Origin of the sequence: Rhodococcus sp. AH-ZY2, assembly GCF_030916465.1 — a bacterium.
GTDB lineage: Bacteria > Actinomycetota > Actinomycetes > Mycobacteriales > Mycobacteriaceae > Rhodococcus > Rhodococcus ruber.
This window is the reverse complement of record NZ_CP126457.1, coordinates 84,928-106,412: the sequence shown is the minus strand read 5'-3', so window position 1 is coordinate 106,412 and position 21,485 is coordinate 84,928. Positions and strand designations below refer to the sequence as shown.

The 21,485-nt window shown below is 66.8% G+C and carries 18 protein-coding genes and 1 riboswitch; of the genes, 8 read left to right on the top strand and 10 right to left on the bottom strand.

The features are described 5' to 3' along the window. Positions 1 to 331: 331 nt before the first annotated feature. A complete protein-coding gene (locus QNA09_RS00430) occupies positions 332 to 574 on the bottom strand; it encodes a hypothetical protein (protein ID WP_161996986.1) in 243 nt (80 codons plus the stop codon). A gap of 464 nt (positions 575 to 1,038) precedes the next feature. Between QNA09_RS00430 and QNA09_RS00425 the strand changes: the two genes are divergently transcribed. From QNA09_RS00425 to QNA09_RS00415, 3 genes are all read left to right on the top strand, one after another. After that, on the top strand, positions 1,039 to 1,449 hold the full coding sequence (locus QNA09_RS00425; RefSeq protein WP_161996985.1) for a hypothetical protein: 411 nt from the start codon (positions 1,039 to 1,041) through the stop codon (positions 1,447 to 1,449). Positions 1,450 to 1,682: 233 nt separating this feature from the next. Then, entirely contained in the window at positions 1,683 to 2,342 is a 660-nt protein-coding gene (locus QNA09_RS00420) for a hypothetical protein (protein ID WP_161996984.1), read from the top strand. A 218-nt stretch (positions 2,343 to 2,560) separates the two neighbouring features. Beyond that, positions 2,561 to 3,517: a hypothetical protein gene (locus QNA09_RS00415; RefSeq protein ID WP_161996983.1), complete on the top strand. Its 957-nt coding sequence runs from the start codon at positions 2,561 to 2,563 to the stop codon at positions 3,515 to 3,517. 265 nt (positions 3,518 to 3,782) lie between these two features. Here the strand turns inward: QNA09_RS00415 and QNA09_RS00410 are convergent, their stop codons facing one another. The 3 genes from QNA09_RS00410 to QNA09_RS00400 form a co-directional block, all read right to left on the bottom strand. Next, positions 3,783 to 4,436 (bottom strand): hypothetical protein, encoded by a 654-nt coding sequence (locus QNA09_RS00410; protein WP_161996982.1) that lies wholly within the window; start codon positions 4,434 to 4,436, stop codon positions 3,783 to 3,785. Between the two features lie 416 nt (positions 4,437 to 4,852). Next, positions 4,853 to 5,449, bottom strand: a complete 597-nt coding sequence (locus QNA09_RS00405) for a hypothetical protein (RefSeq protein WP_161996981.1) — start codon at positions 5,447 to 5,449, stop codon at positions 4,853 to 4,855. A 124-nt stretch (positions 5,450 to 5,573) separates the two neighbouring features. Continuing rightward, positions 5,574 to 6,062, bottom strand: a complete 489-nt coding sequence (locus QNA09_RS00400; protein WP_161996980.1) for a hypothetical protein — start codon at positions 6,060 to 6,062, stop codon at positions 5,574 to 5,576. Positions 6,063 to 6,545: 483 nt separating this feature from the next. Between QNA09_RS00400 and QNA09_RS00395 the strand changes: the two genes are divergently transcribed. Together QNA09_RS00395 and QNA09_RS00390 are read left to right on the top strand one after the other, a co-directional pair. Next, positions 6,546 to 7,253 carry a hypothetical protein gene (locus tag QNA09_RS00395; RefSeq protein WP_238406605.1) on the top strand — a complete coding sequence of 236 codons (708 nt, stop codon included), beginning with the start codon at positions 6,546 to 6,548 and terminating at the stop codon, positions 7,251 to 7,253. Between the two features lies 1 nt (position 7,254). Beyond that, complete coding sequence (locus QNA09_RS00390; protein ID WP_161996979.1) at positions 7,255 to 8,169, top strand: hypothetical protein; 915 nt, start codon at positions 7,255 to 7,257, stop codon at positions 8,167 to 8,169. 312 nt (positions 8,170 to 8,481) lie between these two features. Here the strand turns inward: QNA09_RS00390 and QNA09_RS00385 are convergent, their stop codons facing one another. The 3 genes from QNA09_RS00385 to QNA09_RS00375 form a co-directional block, all read right to left on the bottom strand. Next, positions 8,482 to 9,087, bottom strand: coding sequence for a hypothetical protein (locus QNA09_RS00385; RefSeq protein WP_238406604.1), 606 nt, complete (start codon positions 9,085 to 9,087; stop codon positions 8,482 to 8,484). Positions 9,088 to 9,426: 339 nt separating this feature from the next. Further along, positions 9,427 to 10,995, bottom strand: a complete 1,569-nt coding sequence (locus QNA09_RS00380; protein WP_161996978.1) for a DUF4236 domain-containing protein — start codon at positions 10,993 to 10,995, stop codon at positions 9,427 to 9,429. Positions 10,996 to 11,151: 156 nt separating this feature from the next. Then, entirely contained in the window at positions 11,152 to 11,454 is a 303-nt protein-coding gene (locus QNA09_RS00375; protein WP_161996977.1) for a nucleoside triphosphate pyrophosphohydrolase, read from the bottom strand. Positions 11,455 to 11,485: 31 nt separating this feature from the next. Here QNA09_RS00375 and QNA09_RS00370 point away from each other — a divergent pair, with 31 nt between their 5' ends. Together QNA09_RS00370 and QNA09_RS00365 are read left to right on the top strand one after the other, a co-directional pair. Next, the gene (locus tag QNA09_RS00370; RefSeq protein ID WP_161996976.1) at positions 11,486 to 12,499 is read left to right on the top strand and encodes an HNH endonuclease; all 1,014 of its coding nucleotides are present in this window, start codon (positions 11,486 to 11,488) and stop codon (positions 12,497 to 12,499) included. A gap of 216 nt (positions 12,500 to 12,715) precedes the next feature. Beyond that, complete coding sequence (locus QNA09_RS00365; RefSeq protein WP_161996975.1) at positions 12,716 to 13,462, top strand: CBS domain-containing protein; 747 nt, start codon at positions 12,716 to 12,718, stop codon at positions 13,460 to 13,462. 218 nt (positions 13,463 to 13,680) lie between these two features. Here the strand turns inward: QNA09_RS00365 and QNA09_RS00360 are convergent, their stop codons facing one another. The 3 genes from QNA09_RS00360 to QNA09_RS00350 all read right to left on the bottom strand — a co-directional run bounded on the left by QNA09_RS00360 (position 13,681) and on the right by QNA09_RS00350 (position 16,782). Beyond that, complete coding sequence (locus QNA09_RS00360; protein ID WP_308071953.1) at positions 13,681 to 15,555, bottom strand: hypothetical protein; 1,875 nt, start codon at positions 15,553 to 15,555, stop codon at positions 13,681 to 13,683. A 199-nt stretch (positions 15,556 to 15,754) separates the two neighbouring features. After that, positions 15,755 to 16,213, bottom strand: coding sequence for a mandelate racemase/muconate lactonizing protein (locus tag QNA09_RS00355; RefSeq protein ID WP_072812475.1), 459 nt, complete (start codon positions 16,211 to 16,213; stop codon positions 15,755 to 15,757). A gap of 31 nt (positions 16,214 to 16,244) precedes the next feature. Continuing rightward, positions 16,245 to 16,365, bottom strand: a riboswitch (SAM riboswitch). A 240-nt stretch (positions 16,366 to 16,605) separates the two neighbouring features. Beyond that, entirely contained in the window at positions 16,606 to 16,782 is a 177-nt protein-coding gene (locus tag QNA09_RS00350; RefSeq protein WP_308071952.1) for a hypothetical protein, read from the bottom strand. 71 nt (positions 16,783 to 16,853) lie between these two features. Between QNA09_RS00350 and QNA09_RS00345 the strand changes: the two genes are divergently transcribed. Next, complete coding sequence (locus tag QNA09_RS00345; protein WP_161996973.1) at positions 16,854 to 20,234, top strand: DEAD/DEAH box helicase; 3,381 nt, start codon at positions 16,854 to 16,856, stop codon at positions 20,232 to 20,234. Positions 20,235 to 21,485 lie beyond the last annotated feature (1,251 nt).

Below are 21,485 nucleotides of genomic sequence, written 5' to 3'. Positions count from 1 at the left end.
CGCGGGTGAACGGGTACGGACGGTGGCCGTAGCCCTGGTCGAGCGCCCATCGCGCCACGTCGGCGTGGCCCGACCACCGCGGGGCGAGATCATCACTGGGCGCACCGGTTACCACCATGGGCGCAGGGTACGAGGCGTCACAGCCGGGGCCGTCGTGGGGTTTCCTGTTCTCGCACTGCACGTGCCCGGCCGCAGGGTCGGGCGGCGCACCTTCGGTCAGGGCCCCGGCCGCCACACGAGGACCGGTCGGCGACCTCGGGGCGCGGCGGTCGGCGTCCCGACCCCGAGGTGCCTCAGCCCCGGTCGGGACTGTTCCCGGTTCCGTGAAGGGTTACCACCTCTTCCGGGGCCGGTAGATCGAGGTGGCCCAATGGACTGCGTCCTCGAGCTGCGCGTCGTCGATCTCGAAGACGGCATCGACATCCGGGGGCAGGGGATCGCACGGGCAGCGCCCGTTGGCTGGACCTGCATACGTCGAGAGCACGGCACCGCCTTTGACGACGAACACCTCCGGATAGATCTCGCAGGCCAGACGCCGAGCATTGGTGAGGTGCGTGGCCTTGACCTCGTACATGTGCATTCCTTCCGGCCAGTGCCCCGGGGTGCCCGAGGACCGCGTCGTCCGGACCCTAACCGGTATGTCGACCTTGGCCCGCAACAACACGGCCCAGTCACCGGGGATGCGAGCGTCGACATCGAGAGCGGTTCGACAGCTGGACCGGCTGCGACCTAGAGTTGCCAAAGCAGTTGTCTCCCCGCGACAGCTGTGGTGTCGCAGTACTTCCCGTTCGGGCTTGACGCAAAATTCCGCAGGAACGAGGTCTTCCGTGCGGTCGACGTGTCCAGTCGACCACGCCGATGCAGCCGGTCTCTCCGAGGTCACCCACCGGTGCCGCGGTGCGGCGGTATGAATTCCTGGGAAATGCCGGATATCCCAATGCCTCCATCCATCACCGGTGGTGTATTTTCTGAATCTGTCGCTCTCCGTCTGGGGGTGATCTATCCAGGGGCGCTTGCAGACAGGACACAGACACCGAAATGATCTCCCTCCGCAGCTTTGTGCGACCTGCCCTGGTGAGTGGGGCATTGGCCTTGACCATGGTGTTCGCGGTCCCGACCGCCAGCGCTGACGGCACATACACCGTGGGAGATCGCCTTCGTTCGATCGTCGCCTGGTCCGGCACGCCCTGTGTGAATCTCCACTGGACGCGGGCCGATGGTTCGCTCGGACGGGGCACCCATTGCGACCAACCGGATGGCGGTGTCATCGAATGGGACTTTCCCGCAGTCGCGGGACAGTGGGGCGGGCTGGAGCCGGAACTGGCTCCGGGAATGTTTGTCACCTGTGGTGTCCACAATGTCGCGAACGGCCAGACGCTCCGAGAAAACCGCGCCGAATACACCGCGACGCCCAGTGCCGCGCCGGTCTGCCTCGTCCACCTCGACTGACACCGAACGGTCTCGACGGACATTCTCAACCGGAGACGACCACGCCGGAAGCTTCCTCCAGGACGAGACCACGTATCGACTCTTGTGGGAGAAAACCCTCCGTTCAGGGACACACGAGCGAGTAACACGCGACCAGAAATCGGTAACAGTAGTAACATTCGCCGATCCGGGAACGGTTGAGAGTTTGGTTTCATTCACCGCTGCATGGAGTCAGCGCCATAGACAGGACCCATATGACTGAAATTGCGCCTTCTCGCGACCAGATCGCACGCGCCGTGGCACGGGCTGAAGCGAAGGTCGTCAATCAGTACAACGCCAGCTTTGCCGGATGTTCGATCGACGGACCGGTATTCCGTGTCGGCAAGAAAAGCTATCTCGTCAACACGGTCACAGTCGAGATGGAGTTGGGCGCACAGACAACGTCCTCGCGAACGACCGTGACACGTGTGGTCGCCGGTACCATGATCGCCGGCGTCGGAGGAGCACTGGTCGGCGGAGCTGCAAAGAAGTCCAAGGACACCAGCAAGATCTACCTGACCGTCCGCACGCCCGACGGCCAGGTCCACGTGAAAGAGGCGCCCACCAGCATGGAGCGCGTCGCCCGTGACTTCATGGCCAAGCTGGAGATGGCGTCGAAGCGAACGTGGCCGCTCACGTCGGAGGCTGGCACGACCCTTCCCCTCGCCGAGTCGTCAGTGCGTAAGAATCCTCCCAGCACAGCACTCGGACATGTCCTCATCGGTTTGATGCTCATCGGTGCAGCCCTGACCGTGCACTGGGCCTTTTGGCTCGCACTCGTTGCCTACATCGTCGTCGTGGCAGTGGTAGCGACCAAGAACGACGACAAGTACAAGAAGGCACTCGATGAGTTCCGAAAAGGCCCCACTCGCTGAGGATCTCTTGGGGACGCACCGCAATCTCCTAGCTGGGCGACTCCGGTGACGAGGAGTCCTTCTCCGACGCGGGGGCTGAACGCACGTCAGCGCTTCGAGAGTACTTATACAAGACCCGCATTAGCGGACCAGGGCACGCTCACCCGGGACGGCGTTCACACCATTCCGCAGTGGCCGGGCACGGAAGGACTGCTCGTGCATCATCAGGCGGGGTATTCATGGATTACGTAGTCGAGCAGGGACGGGTGCGGTTCCTCGACGACCGACATTTTTCTGCAGCTCTTCGCAAGAAGGTCGCGGCGCACCGCAACAACAAGTCGTTGCTCGACCGGACCTACCTCGATGCCAAAGAGGACGAAGCGGCGGTACTGGGTGGCGGGCTCGTCCTCACGATCTTCGTCGCTGGTGTGGTCTGGTTGGTGTTCAACCAGACCGCCGCCATCGTCACTGCGATTGTCTTCGGACTGTTGTCCGTGGCCCTGGCCATCTTCGATCCCAACAACGATCTGAAGATCACCAACGATGACAAGACCGAACTCTGGTTTGCATTGAAAGAGCTGGAGCTTCCCCCACCGTGCCCGCTCCGAGAGGTCGCCGCGCGACCATTCGGACCGGAACGAGTGCTGATGCTCGTCGCGGTCGCACTCGACGTGGCCGAAAAGATCACGAAAACCCGGTCATGGTCGAGTACCTACCTCGACGCCCACCGTGTGCAACTCGCCCCTCGGAAGGAAGCAGGGCAGGTTCTGCGACACGGTTACGCCCTCCATAAGGCGATCAGTGAACTCGGACCTGCCCCGCAGGGCACCACTGCGTCCGCGATAGTGGCTCAGCGCGCGGTTGACCTGGCGCGGGAACCCTTGAACCTGGTGTGGGATCGACTGCTGCAACGCGTCACCGCGCTCGACGACTATTACCGTCACCTGATAGCACTCGACATCGAACTCGACAACGCCGACGCGGCAAGACGCGCTCTCGGCCTCAACGATCAAATCGGTGATCTGTTGGTCGACGCCGTCGGAGACCAGTTCGCCACCGATCATCTTCGCCGACTATCCGACGAAGCCGCCACACTCACCCATGCAATCAACGAACTGGTCGACGCACTCAACGGCAACCTGGAGACATTGCTCGCCCTGGCGCCCCTATCGTCCGACGACGTTATCGATCACTGATTCAGAACCGATCTCGCCAGATCGACTGAGGAGCGATCGACCATCCGCATCCACTGAGCATGATCGAAGTGACCGGTTCGCAGAGGACCGGTCACGAGCATCGGCCTCGGGGTGGATCGCAGCGGTAAACCGCCCTGTGTCCCCGACCCGGGTCCACGACTCGACGCGGATCACATCACCGACAAGGACGAACCCGAGAAACCCGTCGACATCCACGACACCGGTGGCGCCCCAGTAGCCACGGGCGGCCGCGTAGATCTGCTCATCACTCCAGTGGACACTGCGGCAGGTCGGGGCTGGCGGGGATCGGGGCCGGGGGCCGGACAGGTTTGACGCCGATCAGGGCGCGGCAGTCCGGTCTGACGAGCCAGACAGCTCGGCGTGCTCGACCTCGAATAGTCCGTCCTCCCGCTGCACGATGGTGCCGCTGGGGAGGTGCGCGGCGCAGGCGCGAATGGGTGGCGTCGAGGTGTGCGTCCGAGACGTGGAGCAGGCCACCGATCTTGGCGCAGGACCGTTGCACTCGCGCGGTCAGATGCAGGGTGGCCTGATCGAACGCGTCGGCGAACCCGGTCAACGGCACCACCGGCTCCGTCTGGCGGGGCGTCTCGGACGAGGGTCGCCGCGGCTGGTGGCGGTGAAACCGGGATGGGATACCGTGTTTGACCTGGTCCCAGGTGCGTTCGCGGTGGACGGTGGAATACGCGGTGATCGCGCTGTGGTCGGGGGAGAGCACGAGCGTGTATCCCTGCCGGGACAAGCGCACGAACCCGGTGGGGGAGAGTTGGCGCGCGGAGGTGAGCAGGAAGTCTTCGAGCATGGTGCACAGTTGGGCCTGGGCGCTGCACCAGTCGTCGACATGGTCGGTGGTGTACGTGCAGGCGGTGCCGTCGCAGTGGAAGCGCGTGCAGCGCGTCATCCGTCATTGTGGCGGCGCCACCGACACTCGGTCTGGGATCCGCCTCTGTCCTGCCTGTGACAGGCCGATGCCCGCCTCGGATCCCATGAGTACATCGCCTGCCGGACCGAGGCACCGGTGATCGGCCCGGCGACAAGGCGGCCACCTACCAGATGAGGCTGTGCGCGGTCGTAGCCTCGATCAAAGTGTGCAGCATCGCTACTGGCATCTGGTGCATCATCGAACCGCCGACACCGCACTGTGTCTCGGTGGGTGCGAGTCGGGGCGACTTGGTCCAGGGCCACATCGCCCGGTCCTCTTCGTGATTTTCTGCGTCGTTCCTCGTGGCGCTTCCCGTGATGGCCCCTGGCCTCCCAGGACCGACACAGCGACAGAATCTGGGGACCTGATTGTCGCCTCCCGCTGGAGCTCACCGGTCAGTTGAGGGTCAGACGGCAGTATTCGTCGGAGTTTCCCGCTTCTCTGCATGCCTGCCAGTCGAGTTGGCCTTGTACCCAGGGCGAGGGAGACCTGGGCGAGGAATTCGTGTCCGGTCGGGTTGCTCCGGAGGGGTATCGGCAGGTGGTGCCGTCGCACACCGGAGTGTTGGCGGCCACTTCGTCTGCGAGGACCTGGTCATGGATCGACTGGCAGTAGTCCGAATACCCGGTCACCGTGCCGTCGGACCAGTATGTGACGATCGGCCCCAACCCCAGCTGGCAGTCGACGATGTAGGGCTCCTCGACCATCACCGGTTCGTCGACCGCAGTCTCGGTATCGGTGGAGGTGATCTCCGCAGAGGTCGAATCGGGGACGGACGACGCGGTCGTCGAAAGGACCGCTGCGTTCGTCGTCGCGACCGGCGCCGAGGTCGAGGCAGATGTGGTAGCCGCAGGAGGGCTGGAATCGCCATTTCCGCAACCGGACACGATGAGCGCGATCGCTAGGATCGGCAGCAAACGCAGTGTTTTCACCCCCGCAATACCGCCGCGGCTTCCGATTTCATTACCGAGGACTGCCTGCGGGATACACACGCGAAGGCCAGCACCTCACCGTGGTCGGCACCGCCGGCTTTCCCACCTCGGTAGGCCCGGACGGGGAAGCGACTGGTGATGTCGGACGCCCCGGTCCGCAAGGTCGGGGCGTCCGACGAATCGATCAGCTGCTTCCGAACCGCGGCGGCGGCGGGGGCAGGAGCTTGCCGGCCAGATCACCGGTCCACGTGAAGTCCTCGAGTCCGATGTGCACGGTCAGGGTGGCTGGATTGAGCTGCGACTTGTCCACCTCGTACGCGTAGTCGAGGGTGACCGAGGTGTGGGGTGCCACGACCCCGGAGAAGAACGCATCCGACTCCGAGTAGTCGACATCGGCGCGGTAACCGCGCTCACCGTAGGTCAGGGTCGGCGTCGAGATGGAGTACCCCTCGAGCGGATTGTCGCCCGGAGTGAACGTGATACCCAGGATAGTGAGGTTCGGGGCCGTCGCGTACTCGGTGAGAGCGATGGTGCCGCCCCCACTGCCCCGGATCACGGTGCCGAAGGGCTGAATCACCGGGGCCGGTGACGCTGCGGCGGTCGGGGCGAGCATCACGGAGGGAGCGGCAAGGGCCACGGCTGCCGCAGCGAGAGCGGTACTTCTGGAAATCAACGTCGAGTGTCCTGTCCTGAATGAGTGATTAGTCGACCTTAATAGGAATCGAGCCCTATGCCGGATAGGCACTCCGGCAGACGCCTTCGACCGGTCAGGATCGGCGATGGTGACTCGGTTCCGGAACACGGGTCAGCGGGATCGCGATTCTCGACGCCGCCCACGTCAGCCACCTTGTTGACGACCGGAACGACGCACGGGTGGTGGCGTAGGCCGATGGTTCACACCGCTTCGAGGACGCACGAGGTCAGTCCGCCCAGTGTTGCAGGCACCACTTCATCCGGGCTTCGGGCGGTGACGCGTGACAGACGAGCACGCTCGCATCGAAGACGGTCGGTAACGAATGGGACCCGGGGAGCGCTGACAACGGGGAACGCACGTATTTTCTCCGGGGAGCGCGTGCTCGAGGGCCGGACCGGCAGGGCGTCCGGTGAGTCGACCTGCCGGCGCGGGTCGAGGTAGAAGAAGGGGCCATCAGAAAATATGACTCAGCCACCGCAGTGGGGGCCCGAGCCAGGCGAGCACAACTACCGATGGCCTCCGCCCGAGGATCAGCCGACCGCGCAGTACCCGCGCATCGACGATGCCCGCGACGCATACATGCCGCCGCAACAGCCCCAGCCGATCCCGCAGCCCCATCAGCCTGGGCAGATCCCGCCGCCCGGCTATGGGCAACAACCGGCCTACGGGCCGCCGCCCAGCTATCCGGCACCGCCGCCCAAGAACTCCAACGCGGCCGTGTGGATCGTCGTCGCGGTGCTCGCCGTCATCGTGCTCGGTCTGGTCGGCTACCTGTGGTTATGGCCGCAGATCGTCAACGACAGCAGGGCGTCCGGGCCCTCAACCTCGACGTCGACCGTGGTCGTGCCCGCACCCGGCGGCCCGGCCCCGGCGCAGGGCGGCGCGGGCCCGGCACCGGCAACCGGGGAGAGCGTGCCGGCGTACTCCACGCCCTGTCCGAGTGTGTTCACGAGCCCGAGTTTCGGCACCTCGGCAGTGGGCAGCGGTGTCACCTCGTGCGAGTTCGCCGAGGAGGTGCGTTCGGAATACCTACGCCAGGGTGTGCGGGGCGGTGTCGTCTCGGTCGACGCCTACAGCCCGGTCACCGGCCGCACCTACACGATGACCTGTTCGGGCAACACGGTGGTCACCTGCACCGGCGGCAACGACGCCGTGGTGTATCTGTACTGACATGGCCGAGTTTCGGCGCTCGAACACGCGCACTCACCTGCTTGCGGTCGCCGTCGCGGCCGTGGTCACGACCGCCGTCGGCGCGTGCAGCCCACCACCGGGCAACGACGAACCGGATGTGATCGTCATCGAGACGATCACCGAGTCCGTCGGACCCGCTCCGGCTGTTCCCCCTGCGACCGCCGGCCCGGGCGTGGGGGTGGGGGTGGGCGGGGGTTTGGAGGAGTTCGATGCCTTCGCCCGGCAATTGCCCGCTCAGGTGGGTCTGGCGATCGTCCCGGTCGGCGGCGGGCAGGTAATCACCGGTGGCACCGTGATGACCGATGTCGCCTGGTCGACGATCAAGGTGCCCTTGGCCATCGCCGCGCTGACCGCCGATCCCGCCCAAGCCGGCAACGCCGTCGCCGCGATTACCGCCTCGGACAACGATGCCGCCCAGGCGATGTGGGACGATCTCGGTTCCGGAACGGCGGCCGGGGCCGCGGTACAGCAGGTGCTGGCCGAGTTCGGCGACCCCGGCACCGTGGTCCAACCCCAGGTCACCCGCCCCGGATTCACCGCCTTCGGGCAGACGATCTGGCCGCTGACCGCCCAAGCACAGTTCGCGGCCTCGCTACCCTGCCACGACGCCGCCGACGAGGTTCTGACGCTGATGGGGCAGGTCTCGCCGGATCAATCCTGGGGGCTGGGAGCGCTCCCCGGCGCCCGGTTCAAGGGCGGCTGGGGGCCGAACCCCTCCGGCGGCTACCTGGTCCGCCAGTTCGGGGTCGCCGATACCGCGGCCGGGCAGGTCGCCATCGCCGTGGCCGCGGTCCCGACCTCGGGCGTCTTCGAGGACGGCATCGCCGTCCTCGACCGCGTAGTCTCCTGGCTGGCGCCGCGCCTGGCCGCCCTCACCGTCGGCAGTACCTGCTGACCTCCGCCTCCGCCTCCGCGGCCGCATGCCGCGGGCGGTCGAGCCAGATTCCGGAAAGGGAAATGGCCGGATCGGATCCTCCGCTGGTGCGGCGAGATGTCCGCAACCACAGCCCGGATGCGGGGAACGGCACCTCCGGAAGGTCGCGAGGTAGCTTCGACGGACTTCCCCGGTGGAGCCGGACGAATGTGCGTCACTGGGTTGGCGAAGCGAGGGGTGGACGGGTATGTATCCGGGTCGTGCGGGCGAGTCTCGCGTTTCGGCGTTGCGCATCCTGCCGAGATTTCCGTGCCCCGATGTTTCCCGACACTTTCAATTGCACTGCGGTCCGGTGATGTACCCCTGTTCGCAGCCGTACTGGGTTTGGATGTCGCCGCTGGTGGGGGCTTCCCCGCACGCGAGACCGCAGCGTTCGTACCCCTGGACTACCCCGTCTTCGTTGCGATCTTCGTCGGCGTTGTACGGATACGACGTGGCATCGCCGCCGGTCTCCGCTTCGCTGGTTCCGGGGGCGGGCTGGGTGCATGCCGGGTCGGTCGACGACGAGGACCCATCGGTGTAGACCGCCACGCCCGGGTAGTCGCAGTACCACAAGGTCGGTGGTTCCGGAGCGGCGTAGGTGTCGCAGGTGGCCTCGTAGCCGATGCTCCCGTCCGAATAGATGGCTGTGCCCGATTGGTACATCGGAAGATCGCCGCAGGAGAAGGTGACCGGCTCGGGTGCCGGCTCACCGGGCGGCGGCGGTGGGAGCGCGTCGGTGGTGGTGGACGTCGTGGTGAGCGGGGTTGTCGAGGCCTCGGTGGTTACGGTGACAGTGGTGGTCGCCGGTGGCGGAGCGACCGCATCGTCGGTGCTGCAGCCGGTCACGCCGAAGGCACCGAGTGCAGCCACTGCGATCAGGGCGCTCTTGGTGTTCACGGGCAGTCTCCCTACAGGCCCGGCGGTCCCGTGGACGAATACGCGCGAGTGCGGTTTCGTGGTCCGATCCGGATGTTCTGCTTATCGCGCACCCCGCCGTGAGTGTTCCACTGTCTGTCGTCGCGATGCTTGTCCCACGGCACAAAGATTGACAGGAGCAAGCCGGAATCGGTGTCCGAAAGAGTTTCCCGACTTGCCACGCGTCGTGAGCACGAGCGCGGGCTGGAGTGGTCCCCGCGATCAAGAACGCTGGTCCACCGACGACTGCCCCCGCCCCGCGCCGATTCGCGACATGAGGAAGCGCCGCGGATCGGCCTGAGACTGGGCTCGGGCACCGGATCAGGCGGACGGGAAGTGATCGGGCCGGAAGAGTATGTGCACGAGTTGACGGCCGGCGCCGTCGGTGGTCCACCACAGGCCCACGCAGGATGGACTGCGAGCAAGTTGCGGCCAGCGGGTCAGGGCACCGTCCGCGACATACCCGAAGGTGACACCGTGCTGGGCGTCCTGCGCGACGGCAGCTGCCGGAGGTGCTCCGGCATCGACGGTGAACGCACTCACCCGGACTCGGCCGTTCACCGGTTGCAGCATCCCCAGACTGACGCCCATGCCCTGACCGGTGGCGAGCATGGGCACACCGGTCCGTCGCGCCAGTGCCGACAGGTCCGGGCCGGGATAGTCCACCGGGACGGAGGCCACTGCCGGATCGCGGGCTTCGAGCGAGCTCAGCGGTCCGATGAGATCGCGCAGCCGGAAGGTCTGGACGGCCGGCTCGGGGTCCTCGGGCGGGTCGTCGACGGCCGGTGGTGCTGCCTCGGCTCCGCGTTGGAGGTGTCCGAGCAGGGCTCGCAGGTCCGGTTCGTCGTCGAGATCGAGGGGGAGCAGTTCCTGGGTGCGCCCGCCGGTGGCGACGCGCAGGTGCGTCCCCCGCTGCCAGATCTCTTCGGCACCGTCCACGGCGTAGTTCGCGGTCTCGATCACCTGCCGGGAATGCACCCCCGCCAGCAGAAACTCGTAGCCGTGAGTCGGTGCGGGGCGAACAACGACGGAGCGGACCTGCATCACCGACGGGGCGACGGCGAAGACCTCCTTGAGGGTCACCACGACATGTCCCGCGAGCCACCGGCGATACAGGACGTTGCGCGCGGATTTGGTGTAGGTGCGCACGGTCGGGTTGCCGGCGGCGGTGAGGTCCGGGTGCCGGGTGGGGGTCTGCTCGAACGGTGGCGCCCAGATGACCACCGAGGCCTCGCCATGTTGGTAGTCGACGACCGCGGAGGGCTGTGCGTTGTCGGCGAGGGCGTCGTTGAGCACGTCCAGGACGGTGTCACGCTCCCCGGCCACGAGCCGGCTCCACTGCTGGTCCCACCAGGCTTGAGCCTGGGCCTGCCACCGCAGCAGAGACTGGTGTTGTTGCTCGGTTTCGAACTCGATCTGCTGGGCGGCCAGTCGTTTCGCCTCCGCCCGGGCGGACAGCGAGAACCGGGAACGGGTCTGCATCAGGTCCCGGTATCGCTGCTGCACCCCTCGGCGGCGAGCCTGCGCGGAGGGATAGGCGGGAGCGGGCACGGTGTACCGCGCCGCCGGCGGGAAGTGCACCCGGTGCAGGTTGTCGATGCGCTCGACGTCGTCGCGGGCGACCGCGAGGGCTTGTTCTTTGATGCGGCGTCGTTCGTCCCGCTGCGCCTGTCGTTCGGTGGTCTGCGTCCACCCCGAGCCGGTCGAGTAGGTTCCGCCTCGGCCGCTGGTCAAGGAGATGTAGCCGCTGATCGGTCCGAGGCCGCTGGAGACACCGACACCGCGTGTCCCGACGTGTACTCGGGCGATCCGCGGGCCGAGTCCGGCGCTCACCCCCCGCGAGGACACCCGCAGCCGCACCCCGGGTGCGAGCCGGAAACCGAAACCCATGTCGTTCCTCCCTCCGCCGCGACGCAGACTCATGCCGATGATCATCGATTACCCATGATGTCGGGGGATTCCGCGGTCCGCGCCTGCTCGGACTTCGGATGAACGTGGTCGGATCGCCTCGACGGAAAAGGAGGGTTCTGTGGCTGTCGTGGCTGGCTATTCGAGCCAGATCCGGTCCGTGAATCCGCCGCGCTCGCCGCGTTTTTCTTCCGCCTTGCGGCGGACGTCGTCGAGGGTGTAGCCGTGGCATGCCGCCACCGCGGTCAGGACCTCCAGGACGTCGGCGGCCTCTTCCAGCACGTGCTCGGGCGAACCGGACTCGCGCAGTTCCCGGGCCTCTTCGGCCAGTTTGTCGTGCAGCGCGCCTTCGTAGTCGTGCGCGTCGAGCTGTCGGGTGTCGGGAGTCCGGCCGCTGGCGCGGATGATCTCCGGTATCCGGTCGCGAACCAGCTTTCCCATCGGTGTCCCTTCCACGCGTGATACTGGCCGCATGTCGTTCTACAGCGTCGAGCCGACACCGCGCACATCGTGGCGTCAGGCCGTTCTGATGGGGGTCAATTCCCGCACGTACAAGTTCGCCCTCGGGACGGCGCTGCTCGAGCTGGCGAAACAGGGGCGCGATGCCGTGGCGCTTGGGGAGCTGGCCGAGCGATACGCCTGGGCGCTGCTCGCGCGGGAGGGCGGCTTTCCGCAGGCTCCGGCCGCCGTCGAGCTTCGCGACACCGATTTCCTGGCAATCCTGGAGCGGGAGCGGTCGGCGTCGTCGGCTGCGGGACGGCCCACGGAGGCACTGGTCGAGGCCGCGGTGAGGTCGATGCCCGGCATGGTGATGCAGAAGTTCCACAATCTGCGGGGGATCGGGGAGGTCGCGCACGCCTTCTACCGGGTGCAGGGCCGGGGGAGTAACGGGGTTGTGCGGCTGACGCCGGAGTTGCACCGCGTCGCTGCCGCCGACGATGTGCTCGGCCGTGAACTGGACTCGCGGTGGTCGATCGTCGAAGCGTCGTTCGATGCGGCGATCGGCCGTACCCTCATCGACCGGGGCGTGGAGATCGATGCCGAGGGAGCGGTGGTGGTGTCGCCGGCGCGGCGGGTGCCGCTGACCTCCGTGCGTGGTGCAATCGCCGGCTTCCAGCACGGTCGCTGCTTCTACTGTCATCAGGAGCTCGACCGGCTCGATGCGGACATCCACGTCGACCATGTCTTCCCGTTCTCCTGGATGAACACCGGCAGCTGGTGTGGGCCCGACCTCAACCACGTCTGGAATCTGGTCCTGGCGTGCGCACCGTGCAACCTGGCGAAGAGCAACCGGCTACCCACCGCCGACGAAGTGGAGCGCTTGCTGGACCGCAACGACGCGATTGCAGGATCACCGCATCCGCTGCGGCGCACGTTGGAGATCACCATGGGAACCACCGGTCCGACCGCAGAGGCGCGCCGGCGGCAGCGGCGGGACTTCGTCGGCGCGGTATGGAACCACGTCACCGAGGGACTGATGAGGTGACGGCACCGCCATCGCCGGCTCGGTGATCTCCGGCCGACGCCGAAGCGAGGCAGGCGAGCAGGGTGATGCGGCCCCTGGACCTGGGGCGTCTTACCGCGCGACCGCCGAACGTCCTGACGGGTCGGCGGCCGGCACCGTGTGCCGGGCAGGATCTCGTCTCGGTCGAGAGCACCCGAATCCAGTACGGCGGCGTCGGCCTCGGATCACGATGAGAGGATGGACGCATCGAGTTCTCAGGATCCGGCCCGCGAGTTTCTCGACCTGTGGGCCGACATCGAAAAGCATCTACGACACAAGTACTCGCTGCCCGGGCATATTCGCACCATGGGCGAGATCATCGCCGAAACCCGCACTCGGGACGCACTTGTCCGTCGCTACGAACCCGCCCTCACCGCGTTCCGGGATCTGCGCAACGCGATCGTCCACCATCCGTACCGCGGCGACGTTCCCATCGCTACCCCGCGCCCGGACACCGTCGACCGACTGCGCCGCATCCACCACGAGCTGCTCCACCCCGTCCAGATCGGACGGTGCCTGCGAGCACCGGTGGTGAGCACCGCGGCCCCGGACGAGCCGCTTCGCGACGCCCTGCACGAGATGGCCGAGCATTCGTACTCTCAGCTGCCTGTCTACGAGGACGGCCGATACCTGAGTCTGTTGACCACCAACGCCGTCGCCCGATGGCTGGCTGCACAGATCAGCGACGCCGGCGAGGTCCTGGTGGACCAGGTTCTGGTGCGAGAAGTGCTCGACTTTGTCGAGCCGACCGAATTGGTCGTCCACCGCGCACGCACCGTGTCGGTCGCCGCGGTGATCGACGGGTTCCGCAAGGAGGACCCAGCCGGCACACTGGTCGCGGTCATCGTCAGCGAACTGGGTCTACCGACGCAGAAACCGCTCGGTGTCGTCGTGCGCGACGATCTGGCATATCTGCTCACTCAGATCCCGGCAGTGGGCCTGTAGAACTCGGTGTCGCGGGGGACAGGGCGGGGATTGGGGGACTGGTCGCCTGCAGGTGCCGGTAACCGGTATGCCGCGCTCGACTACGAAGCCCACGGTCACGCACCGGGATCGGGGGCGCCGCGGGTGTCTTCGAGGGGAATCCGCTGACAACGTTCCCTGACGTCGGGACGCCCCTGCGGAGCTCGGCGACACCACATTCTTTGACATCAACGCGTTGGTCACGAGTATGCGCGCCCGTCCCAGCGAAGGATCCGGTCGGTGATGGTGCCCGCAGCGCAGCTTGGGTTGCAGTCGTTGTCGAACTGGCGAATCGTGTACTGCCCATCGGCCCCCGGCCCTTCCAGCTCGGCGTAGTAATAGACGTGGCTGGTGCTCGTGTAGTTCGGTCCGGATCCGTCATCCCATTCGATCGTCTCGAAGCCGTCGACGTTGGGCACGAGGGTCAGGACACCGTTGTATCGCCCGGGGTTGTAGGTGAGGAAGACGTTGCCGGTGGCGTCCGTGGTGGGCTCGGCGAAGTCCAGTGCGTCGCCGTAGACGGCGAGATCGACCCGGATCAGGATCTGTCCGGACGAGCTGATGGCCGCGACGCATCCGCCCCCACCAGGACCTGGTTCGCCATTGAGGACGGTGGAGACCTGCACAGTGCCCAGGTGCGGGTGAGGCACGCTGCGGGTGTCTTCAACCCTGCCCCCACAGATGGATTCCGCGGTCGCCGGCGGCGGCTTTACCTGGGTGAACAGGGTGATCTCGTAGGCGCCGCTGGAGAGCGCCAGGGTCGAGATCAGATCGCCGGCCACGACGGTGGCTTTGCCAATCCCCAGGAGCGCCATCAGTTTGCCCGCGACGACGGCGGCCGTGCGGGTGATGCCCTTCTCGGTGAGCTGATCCCACATCTGAGTCGACAGTCGGCCCTGAATCTCGGCGAGGATGTCGGGGGTTCTCTCGACGCCGCACATCACGAGCGATGCGATTCCGCCGGTGAGGGCACCGAGGTCGGCAGCGCTGACGGTGGTGGTGAGCCCGTCGGTGACGCACACACCCATGACACCGAGTTCCAGGGCCGTCAAGACGGCAGGATCGTCGGCGGCTTCCTCGATCGCGTTCCATAGGACGCCGTACGCCAGTGACGAGGTCGACACGGTCGCGGTGATCGTCGAGCTGCCGTTCAGTGGCGCCAGGGATTGTTCGGTGAATCCGAGGTCGACGCCGCCGCCGGGCGGCAGGACCCAGGTGCGGGAGCGTCTGTCGGCCGGCACGCCCATCGCGTCTGTGGTGGCGGACAGTACTTCCGCTGTGAGGGCGCTGATCTGGCCGGAATGCAGATCGACGAACGCCCAGGTCGGGGTGACCGGTGCGGTGACGATCAGTGCAACGCCGCGATTGTTGCGGATCTTGACGACCGCGGTGTCGGAATCGTGGGGGTCGGAGCCGGTGCACACGAGCATGGGTGCGTTCTTGTCCTCTACGTACACGACGTCGTCCATCCATCTCGGGCGAGGTTGGGATGGGCAGGACGGCGGGCGTGCACGCAGGCCCGCCGCGGAGGTGAGGAAGTGATTGGCGTCTTCGACGCGTGCCACCAGCCACTCCTTGATGCTCAGGTGGGTGACCTCAGCTGTCGCGGTGCGGCGATCAGGGCTGATCTGCGGCTCGATCACCTGTGTCGCCGCGGGTTCGGCCGAGTTCGACGCGTGCGCGTCGTAACTGATCAGGAAGAGCTGTTCGCCGGACGGGAGCGGTTCCGGAAGTCGGTATCTGAACGTCAGCGGCTTCTGGGGTTGACCGCTGGACAGGGTCACTTCCGCGCGGGCAAGAACACCGGGTATGTCCGCATCATCGAGTGGGGTGACCGTAAGGGTCGAGTCGGCCGGCCCCGCACCGGGCGGCACGGCCACGGTCCAGGCGTCGGTGACCGGGACGTCGGTAGCTTCGCTGTCCGACAGAGCCACCGAGGTCGAGGAAGACGGCTCCGGCGTCCCCGATGCCTCGTCGGAACGACCGGCACCGGGGAGCAGTGCGCATCCGCTTGCCACCAGCGTCGCCGCAACCAGCATCGCCATGGTCACGGGACCGGACCGAAGTCGTTGCACCACAGGCGTGTCCTCCTGTCCCACGGGAAGGTCGGCGGCTCACTCTAGCTCTGTCCCTCGGCGCCAAAGGCGGAATACGAAGCGCTATCGGCCGTGACCGGGCAGTCGACGAGAATGGACACGCAGTACGTACTCTGCGTATAGCGCAGATGACGGCTTCGCCGATCGGCGGCCAAGCACCTACCCATGCTGCGAGGACCTAGGGGGACAAGCCCGGAACCTCGCCGGACAACACCCGTCTGGTCGCCGCGCTGGCGCGGTGTCCCGACTCGTACAGTTTCGGCCAGGCCGCGAAGTCCTCGGGGTCGACGATCGTCGTGTCGTGACCGCCGTTTCCCGGCCGCTTCGGGCGATGTTCGGGATGGTTCGGAAACTCCAAGGCCAAATAGCCGCGGTCGAGTTCGAGCCGGAAGATCAGCCAGGTGTGCGGCGTGAATCCCACCGTTTCGGCGCGTTTGGCGAGGTCGACCCAGTCGGTGATGTTCGTGTACCCGCCGTCGAGCACCGCCGTCTGGGTGGCGATCATGGGGATCGTGCCCAGCCAGATCGGCGGAAACTCCAGCAGGACCCGGCACCATTCGCGCCGACGGGCGGGCGGGATCGGTTCCCACTTCGCCTGCGCGTTTCGCAAGGTGTCGCTGTCGTGGTGCGAAGACATCGCGCCCCTCTACCTTCCGGAGGCGTGGGCCTCCATCGACTTGTCCGCCGGCGGTTACCGCGCGAACCGGTTCTTCCCCTGGGGCACCCACAGTCGATGGAGACGGGGTTGCCGGGCAGCCGGCCAGGTACCGACAACTGCCACTCTGGAACCTGCTGCCACGATAGCAAGAGCGACCGACATGACGGCGTCCTGTCAGCAGACGCCCTGCTCGTCCTGACCTGCCGGCACCGCCGCAATCACACTCTCGTACTACCAGCTCGATCCGGGTCAGGAAGACGTCGCGTTCCTGCGTCGCGAACTCGAGCTGCGCGAGGGGAGCACGGCGTGACGACACCGGTGTTGGTGCGGTGGCGCCGGTGAACCGGCCTGGATCCGGGGCCCTCGGTCGATCAAGTCCGGTCGGCGAAGCCGCCGCGCTGGTCCCGCTTCTCGCCGGCCTTGCGGCGAATGTCGTCGAGGACCTGTCCGTGCAGGGCTGCGAGCGTGGTGAGCATTTTCAGGACGTCCGGTGGATGTCGCCGCTGCCGGTGCACGGGACCGACGTCGTGACCGCGTGGAGCCGCCACCACCGCCGCATGGCGGGCACAGTAGTCTGACCTGCACGGCAACGGTGTCAGGCAGTCGAGGAGGGCATGCGGTGCGGCGGCTGCGTGTGACCACCTACGACGACGGGAACAGCCTCTACGACACGGTGCTCGAACTGATCACCGCGGCCCAGAACAGGGTATGGATCAAGATCCCGTGGTGGGACACCTCCCCTCAGGCTCGTCGTCTCCTCGATGCGGTGATCGCCGCCAAGCAGCGCGGTGTCGATGTCCTGGTGCTCTGCCGGCCCGAAGCGTCCAACGACGCCGTGCTGCGAAAGCTGCGCCGCGCCGACATCTCCCTGACCAGCGTCCGGTACATCCACGAGAAAGAGCTGATCGCCGACGACATCGCGGTCACCCACTCGATGAACTTCACGCGTACCGAGATCGAGCGCAACCAGAACTCCGGCTCGGTCTTCGACACCCCCGAGGAGATCGACGACCTCGAAGCGGGTTTCCGCACGCTGCTGGACAATCGGGAGGCGGTCAGCGTCGGCGAGGAGGAGTGGACACCGAGTTCGGTGCTGATCCCCCCGGATTTCCAGAAGTTCCTGACACGCTACGACCGGCTCAATCCGTTGCAGTCGAAGGCCGTGCCCGTGGTGCTGTCGAGTCCGGGGCATGTGATGGTGGTGGCTCCGACCAGCGCGGGGAAAACGTTGATCGGGGAAGTTGCGGCGTTGCGGTCGATCGTCGGAGAGGGCAGGCCGGCGGTGTGGCTGTTGCCGGCACGCGCTCTGGCCGCCGAGATCGGTGAGACCGCCAAGCGGTGGAACGAGCACGGGATCCGTGCCATCGAACTGACCGGCGAGACCAACATGTCCAGTGAGGCGGTCCGCAAGGCGCAACTGTGGGTGGCGACGACGGAGAAGTTCGAGGCACTCTACCGGCGGTCCTCGCTGCGCGAGTTCATCGGCAGCGTCGGCTGCCTGATCATCGACGAGGTGCATCTCGTCGGCGATCCGGAACGCGGCGCCACCCTCGAATCGCTCATCGCCCGGTTGCGTGCCGCCGAAGCCCGCACCCGGATCGTGGCGCTGTCGGCGACCGTGTCCAATGCCGACGAGCTCGCCTCCTGGTTTCATGCTCAGCTGATCCGGTCGGCGTGGCGGCCGACAATCCTGAACACCCAGTTCGTCGCCTACGACGCCCCAGCGGCCGAGGAACGACGGGAGCTGCACGAAGCCGCCAAAGACCGGGCTCTGCGGGATCTGCTCGGCGAGCTGGTCGATACTGCCGGGCAGTCGACGACCGTCGGCCTCAGCGCCGCGACGGCAGAGGGCGGTGTCCTGGTCTTCTGTGGGAGCAAGAACGCGGTGCGACGCACCGCGGCGCTTGTTGCCGGCGTCGAGTTCCGCGAGGTCGACGACGAACAGTTGATCGATGCGGCCTTCGCGCGTGGGGTGGGAATCCACTTTCGCGATGCGCCCCGGGCCGGGCGCGCGCTGACCGCGTTCAAGGAGCGAGACATCCGCGTTCTCGTCGCCACGTCCGGGTTGTCGACCGGAGTGAACACCCCCGCCCGGTTCGTGGTGATCCGGGATCTCGAGCTGGGAATCTCTGCTCTGGAGGTTAGTCAGGCTCAGCAGATGTTCGGCCGGGCAGGACGGGCCGGACAGGAACCCGAGGGGTTCGGGTTCATGCTGGTACCACGCGACCAGGAAGCCCTCTGGCGTCATAAACTCGCCGACGGGTACACAGCACGCAGCCGGGTCGTCGACCGGCTGGCCGATACCGTCCTCGCCGAGATCCTGCTCCGGTCGATCCGACACCGATCCGACGCGTCGACCTGGTTTCAGGAGACGTTCGCCTACGCCCAGTCCCGTGAGGTTCACGACGTCGACGAGGCCCTCGACTTCCTGGTCCGCCGCGGCTTTGTGACCGAATCCGAGGACGGCCTGGCGGTGACGGAGATCGGTGCGTTGACCTCACGGCTGATGATCGATGTCGAGTCCGCCGCCGAGCTCCTGGCTGCGTTGGCCGAAGTCCCGGTCCCCGCCGACGCGGCCGAGGCCGAGGAGTACGTGCTGCAGATGACGGCGAGCGGCGTTCGCTCGCTTCGAGAGTGGCCGGTGAATCAGAGAACCTACGAGGCGGTGGTCCAGGAGGCGCTCTCGTCGTGGTCGCGGCGGGTGACCTCGCGTCTGGGCAGCCACTTCGGGTCTCGATTCTGCCTGGCGGCCGCGCATCTGGCGCTGCGCGATCCCCGTAGGCTCCACGCGAAGCCCCCACGTGGGATGTCCCTGGCCGACTTCCGGCGCGCGATCGACGAGATGCCCCGGTACCTCGCGTGGATCAGCGCCCTCGGTTACCTCGGGTCGGCGACCTGGGCGCCGGCGGTGGCCGGTGATCTGGCCCGCCGCCTGTCGTGGTGGACCCTGTCCCCACGCCCGGAGCGAGGCTCCGGTCGTCTGCTGTGGATGCTCGAACGCACGCTGCATCCGGAGAACCGGCGGATGCGCATGCAAAATCTGTGGGGTCGAGCCCGACAGAACGGCTACTCGAGCCCCGACCGGATCAACGCTCGGCCCCGCGACGTCGACGTCTCGACCGAGGAATTCGCGCAGGTCGCGCGTAGTCGCGCCGATCTGCAACTCGCCGTGCCGGACCGGCTCACCCTGCCCGTCACGACGGCGACCGCCCAATCCCGAGTGACGGTGCTGAGCAGTACCGGAACCCGCCGAGCGGTGTCCACCGTGTGCCCGGTGCTCGACCGGATCGAACTCGCGCTGCCCCCGGGCAGGGAGGCGGGCTCGATGGTTGCGGATGCATTCCTCTACACCCGTGACGGGGACTTCGCGTACCGCAATGTCGTGGTCGAGCTACCCGACGATGCGGTCGGTACACGACTCGATCCGCTGGTGGAGGCGGCTCGGCTGGTCGACGACCTGCCCGTCGTCGCCGTGGTGGTGAAGAAGAAGTTCTCGGGGCTGCGGCGCCTGCTGTCGAGTGAACGCAAAAAGCGCCGCATGTCGCTGCTGCCGTTGCTTGCCCCCGACCCGCAGTTGCGTCCGGTGGCGCTGGCCCTCGCCGAACACGAGGCTGAGCCCGAGCGTGCGGTGCTCACCCTGCGCGCCAACCTACGGGCGTTCCTCGCCGCCGAGGACAGTCACGTTCCGCGCCCGGCCGCGGCGGTGCTGCGCTCCGGTCACGCCTGCGACGACGAGTTCGAACTGACCTTGGCGGCGCTGGCCGGTGCCCTGCAGTTCGACACCGGTGCCGCGATATCGGGTGAGAAGGTCGTGGCGCTGGTGAAGATCTCCGGTGAGTGGCACCTGGCGGCCCCAACGAAGGAACCGTTCGTTCAGGTCGAACCTGTTGTCCCCGAGGAGCTCCCGCCGGTGATCCGAACGGTGCAGGAGCGAGAACACGACCCGGATGCCACCGTCACGCCGCTCTGCGACTGGATGCAGGAATTCACCCAGTCGTAGCGGAGAGTCAGCACCCCGCGGCTGCGCGCCACGCGATGCACACCGGCACGGCGCAGTGAGGGACCGCCCGGAAGCAGCACGGTACGACCGGCCGTCACTCGTCGCAAAGGGCGCAGAAGTCACCAAGGGGGGTGGAGCGCTATTCGTAGAGCGCGCTGTTGCCGCGCCAGTCGTTGTCGTCGTCGGTAGGGCTGCCGAGGAACTCTTCGGGGTTCTGACCGTACGAGGCGCTACCCCAGTCCAGACGTGAACGATGATTGAATCGCAGATCGTCGGCACGGGACGGCCGCCCGTAGGGGATCTCTCGTGCCTGACCTCCCGCACGACCGTGTCGGCGCCCGGTATCGGAGTGTCCTGCGCTCCGCTGAGCGCTCTTGGGGCGCTTGGGTGCCGGCTTCGCGGCATGAGGTGTCAACGGGGGCAGCGGATGCCGCATGCGGGTTTCGGCCGTTATCACTCCCAGGCATCGGTTCAGGAACCGCACCAGTGACCTGGTGCATTTCGGGCAGGGAGCTAATCGGCTGTGATGAGCTTGTTCCGCGGTGCACCGGTGCTGCACCGTGTTCTTGGAAACGCAGTGGTCGTGCGCGTGGTAGTGCCCGGCGCGTGCGTCGACGAACACCGGCCGGCGGAGTCGTTCGGCGACGGCACGCGCGAACGCTGGGTTCGCCCTCGGGGGTGGAGGGACCGCCCCGTTCCGACGTCGAGACGGTACGTGGTCGTCACGAGACCGTGGCTCATCGGGTGCAGCTGGCGACATCCCACGAGTAGAAGCAGGAGATGCCGCGTCGCCGGGTCGCCGTGCCGGGGACTTCTCTCCACCGTGAGGGACGGGGCTCGTACCGGAGTGGCGGGCCGGGGGCGCAATACCAGCCCCTTTGGGGGAAGCTGGGGCGCGGGTAGCGCCGGAGGACGCCGACCGGGATTGCTCCGTGTGCAACGCCGCGGCGGCATCGGCGACAGCTTGGTCCAGTCGGCTGCGGTAGCCGTTCCTGAACTCATTGTAGCTGTCGCCGAGGTTCTGGAAGGCACGCGCGATGGCGGCACATTCGGCTCTGGTGTCGCGTGTGAGGATGTGCGAGGCGAACGGCGCGGGTGCATCTTTCGGGCTGTCGGTCTCCCGCTCGTAGATGCGCAGTTCCCACCGGCCGCTGCTGGCGCGTTTGATGACATACCGGTGTCGCGCGGTGCCGGCAGTGCTGACGCGACGTGCGGCGTTCTTCGTGCGGACTACCCGGGCAGGGTCCTGAC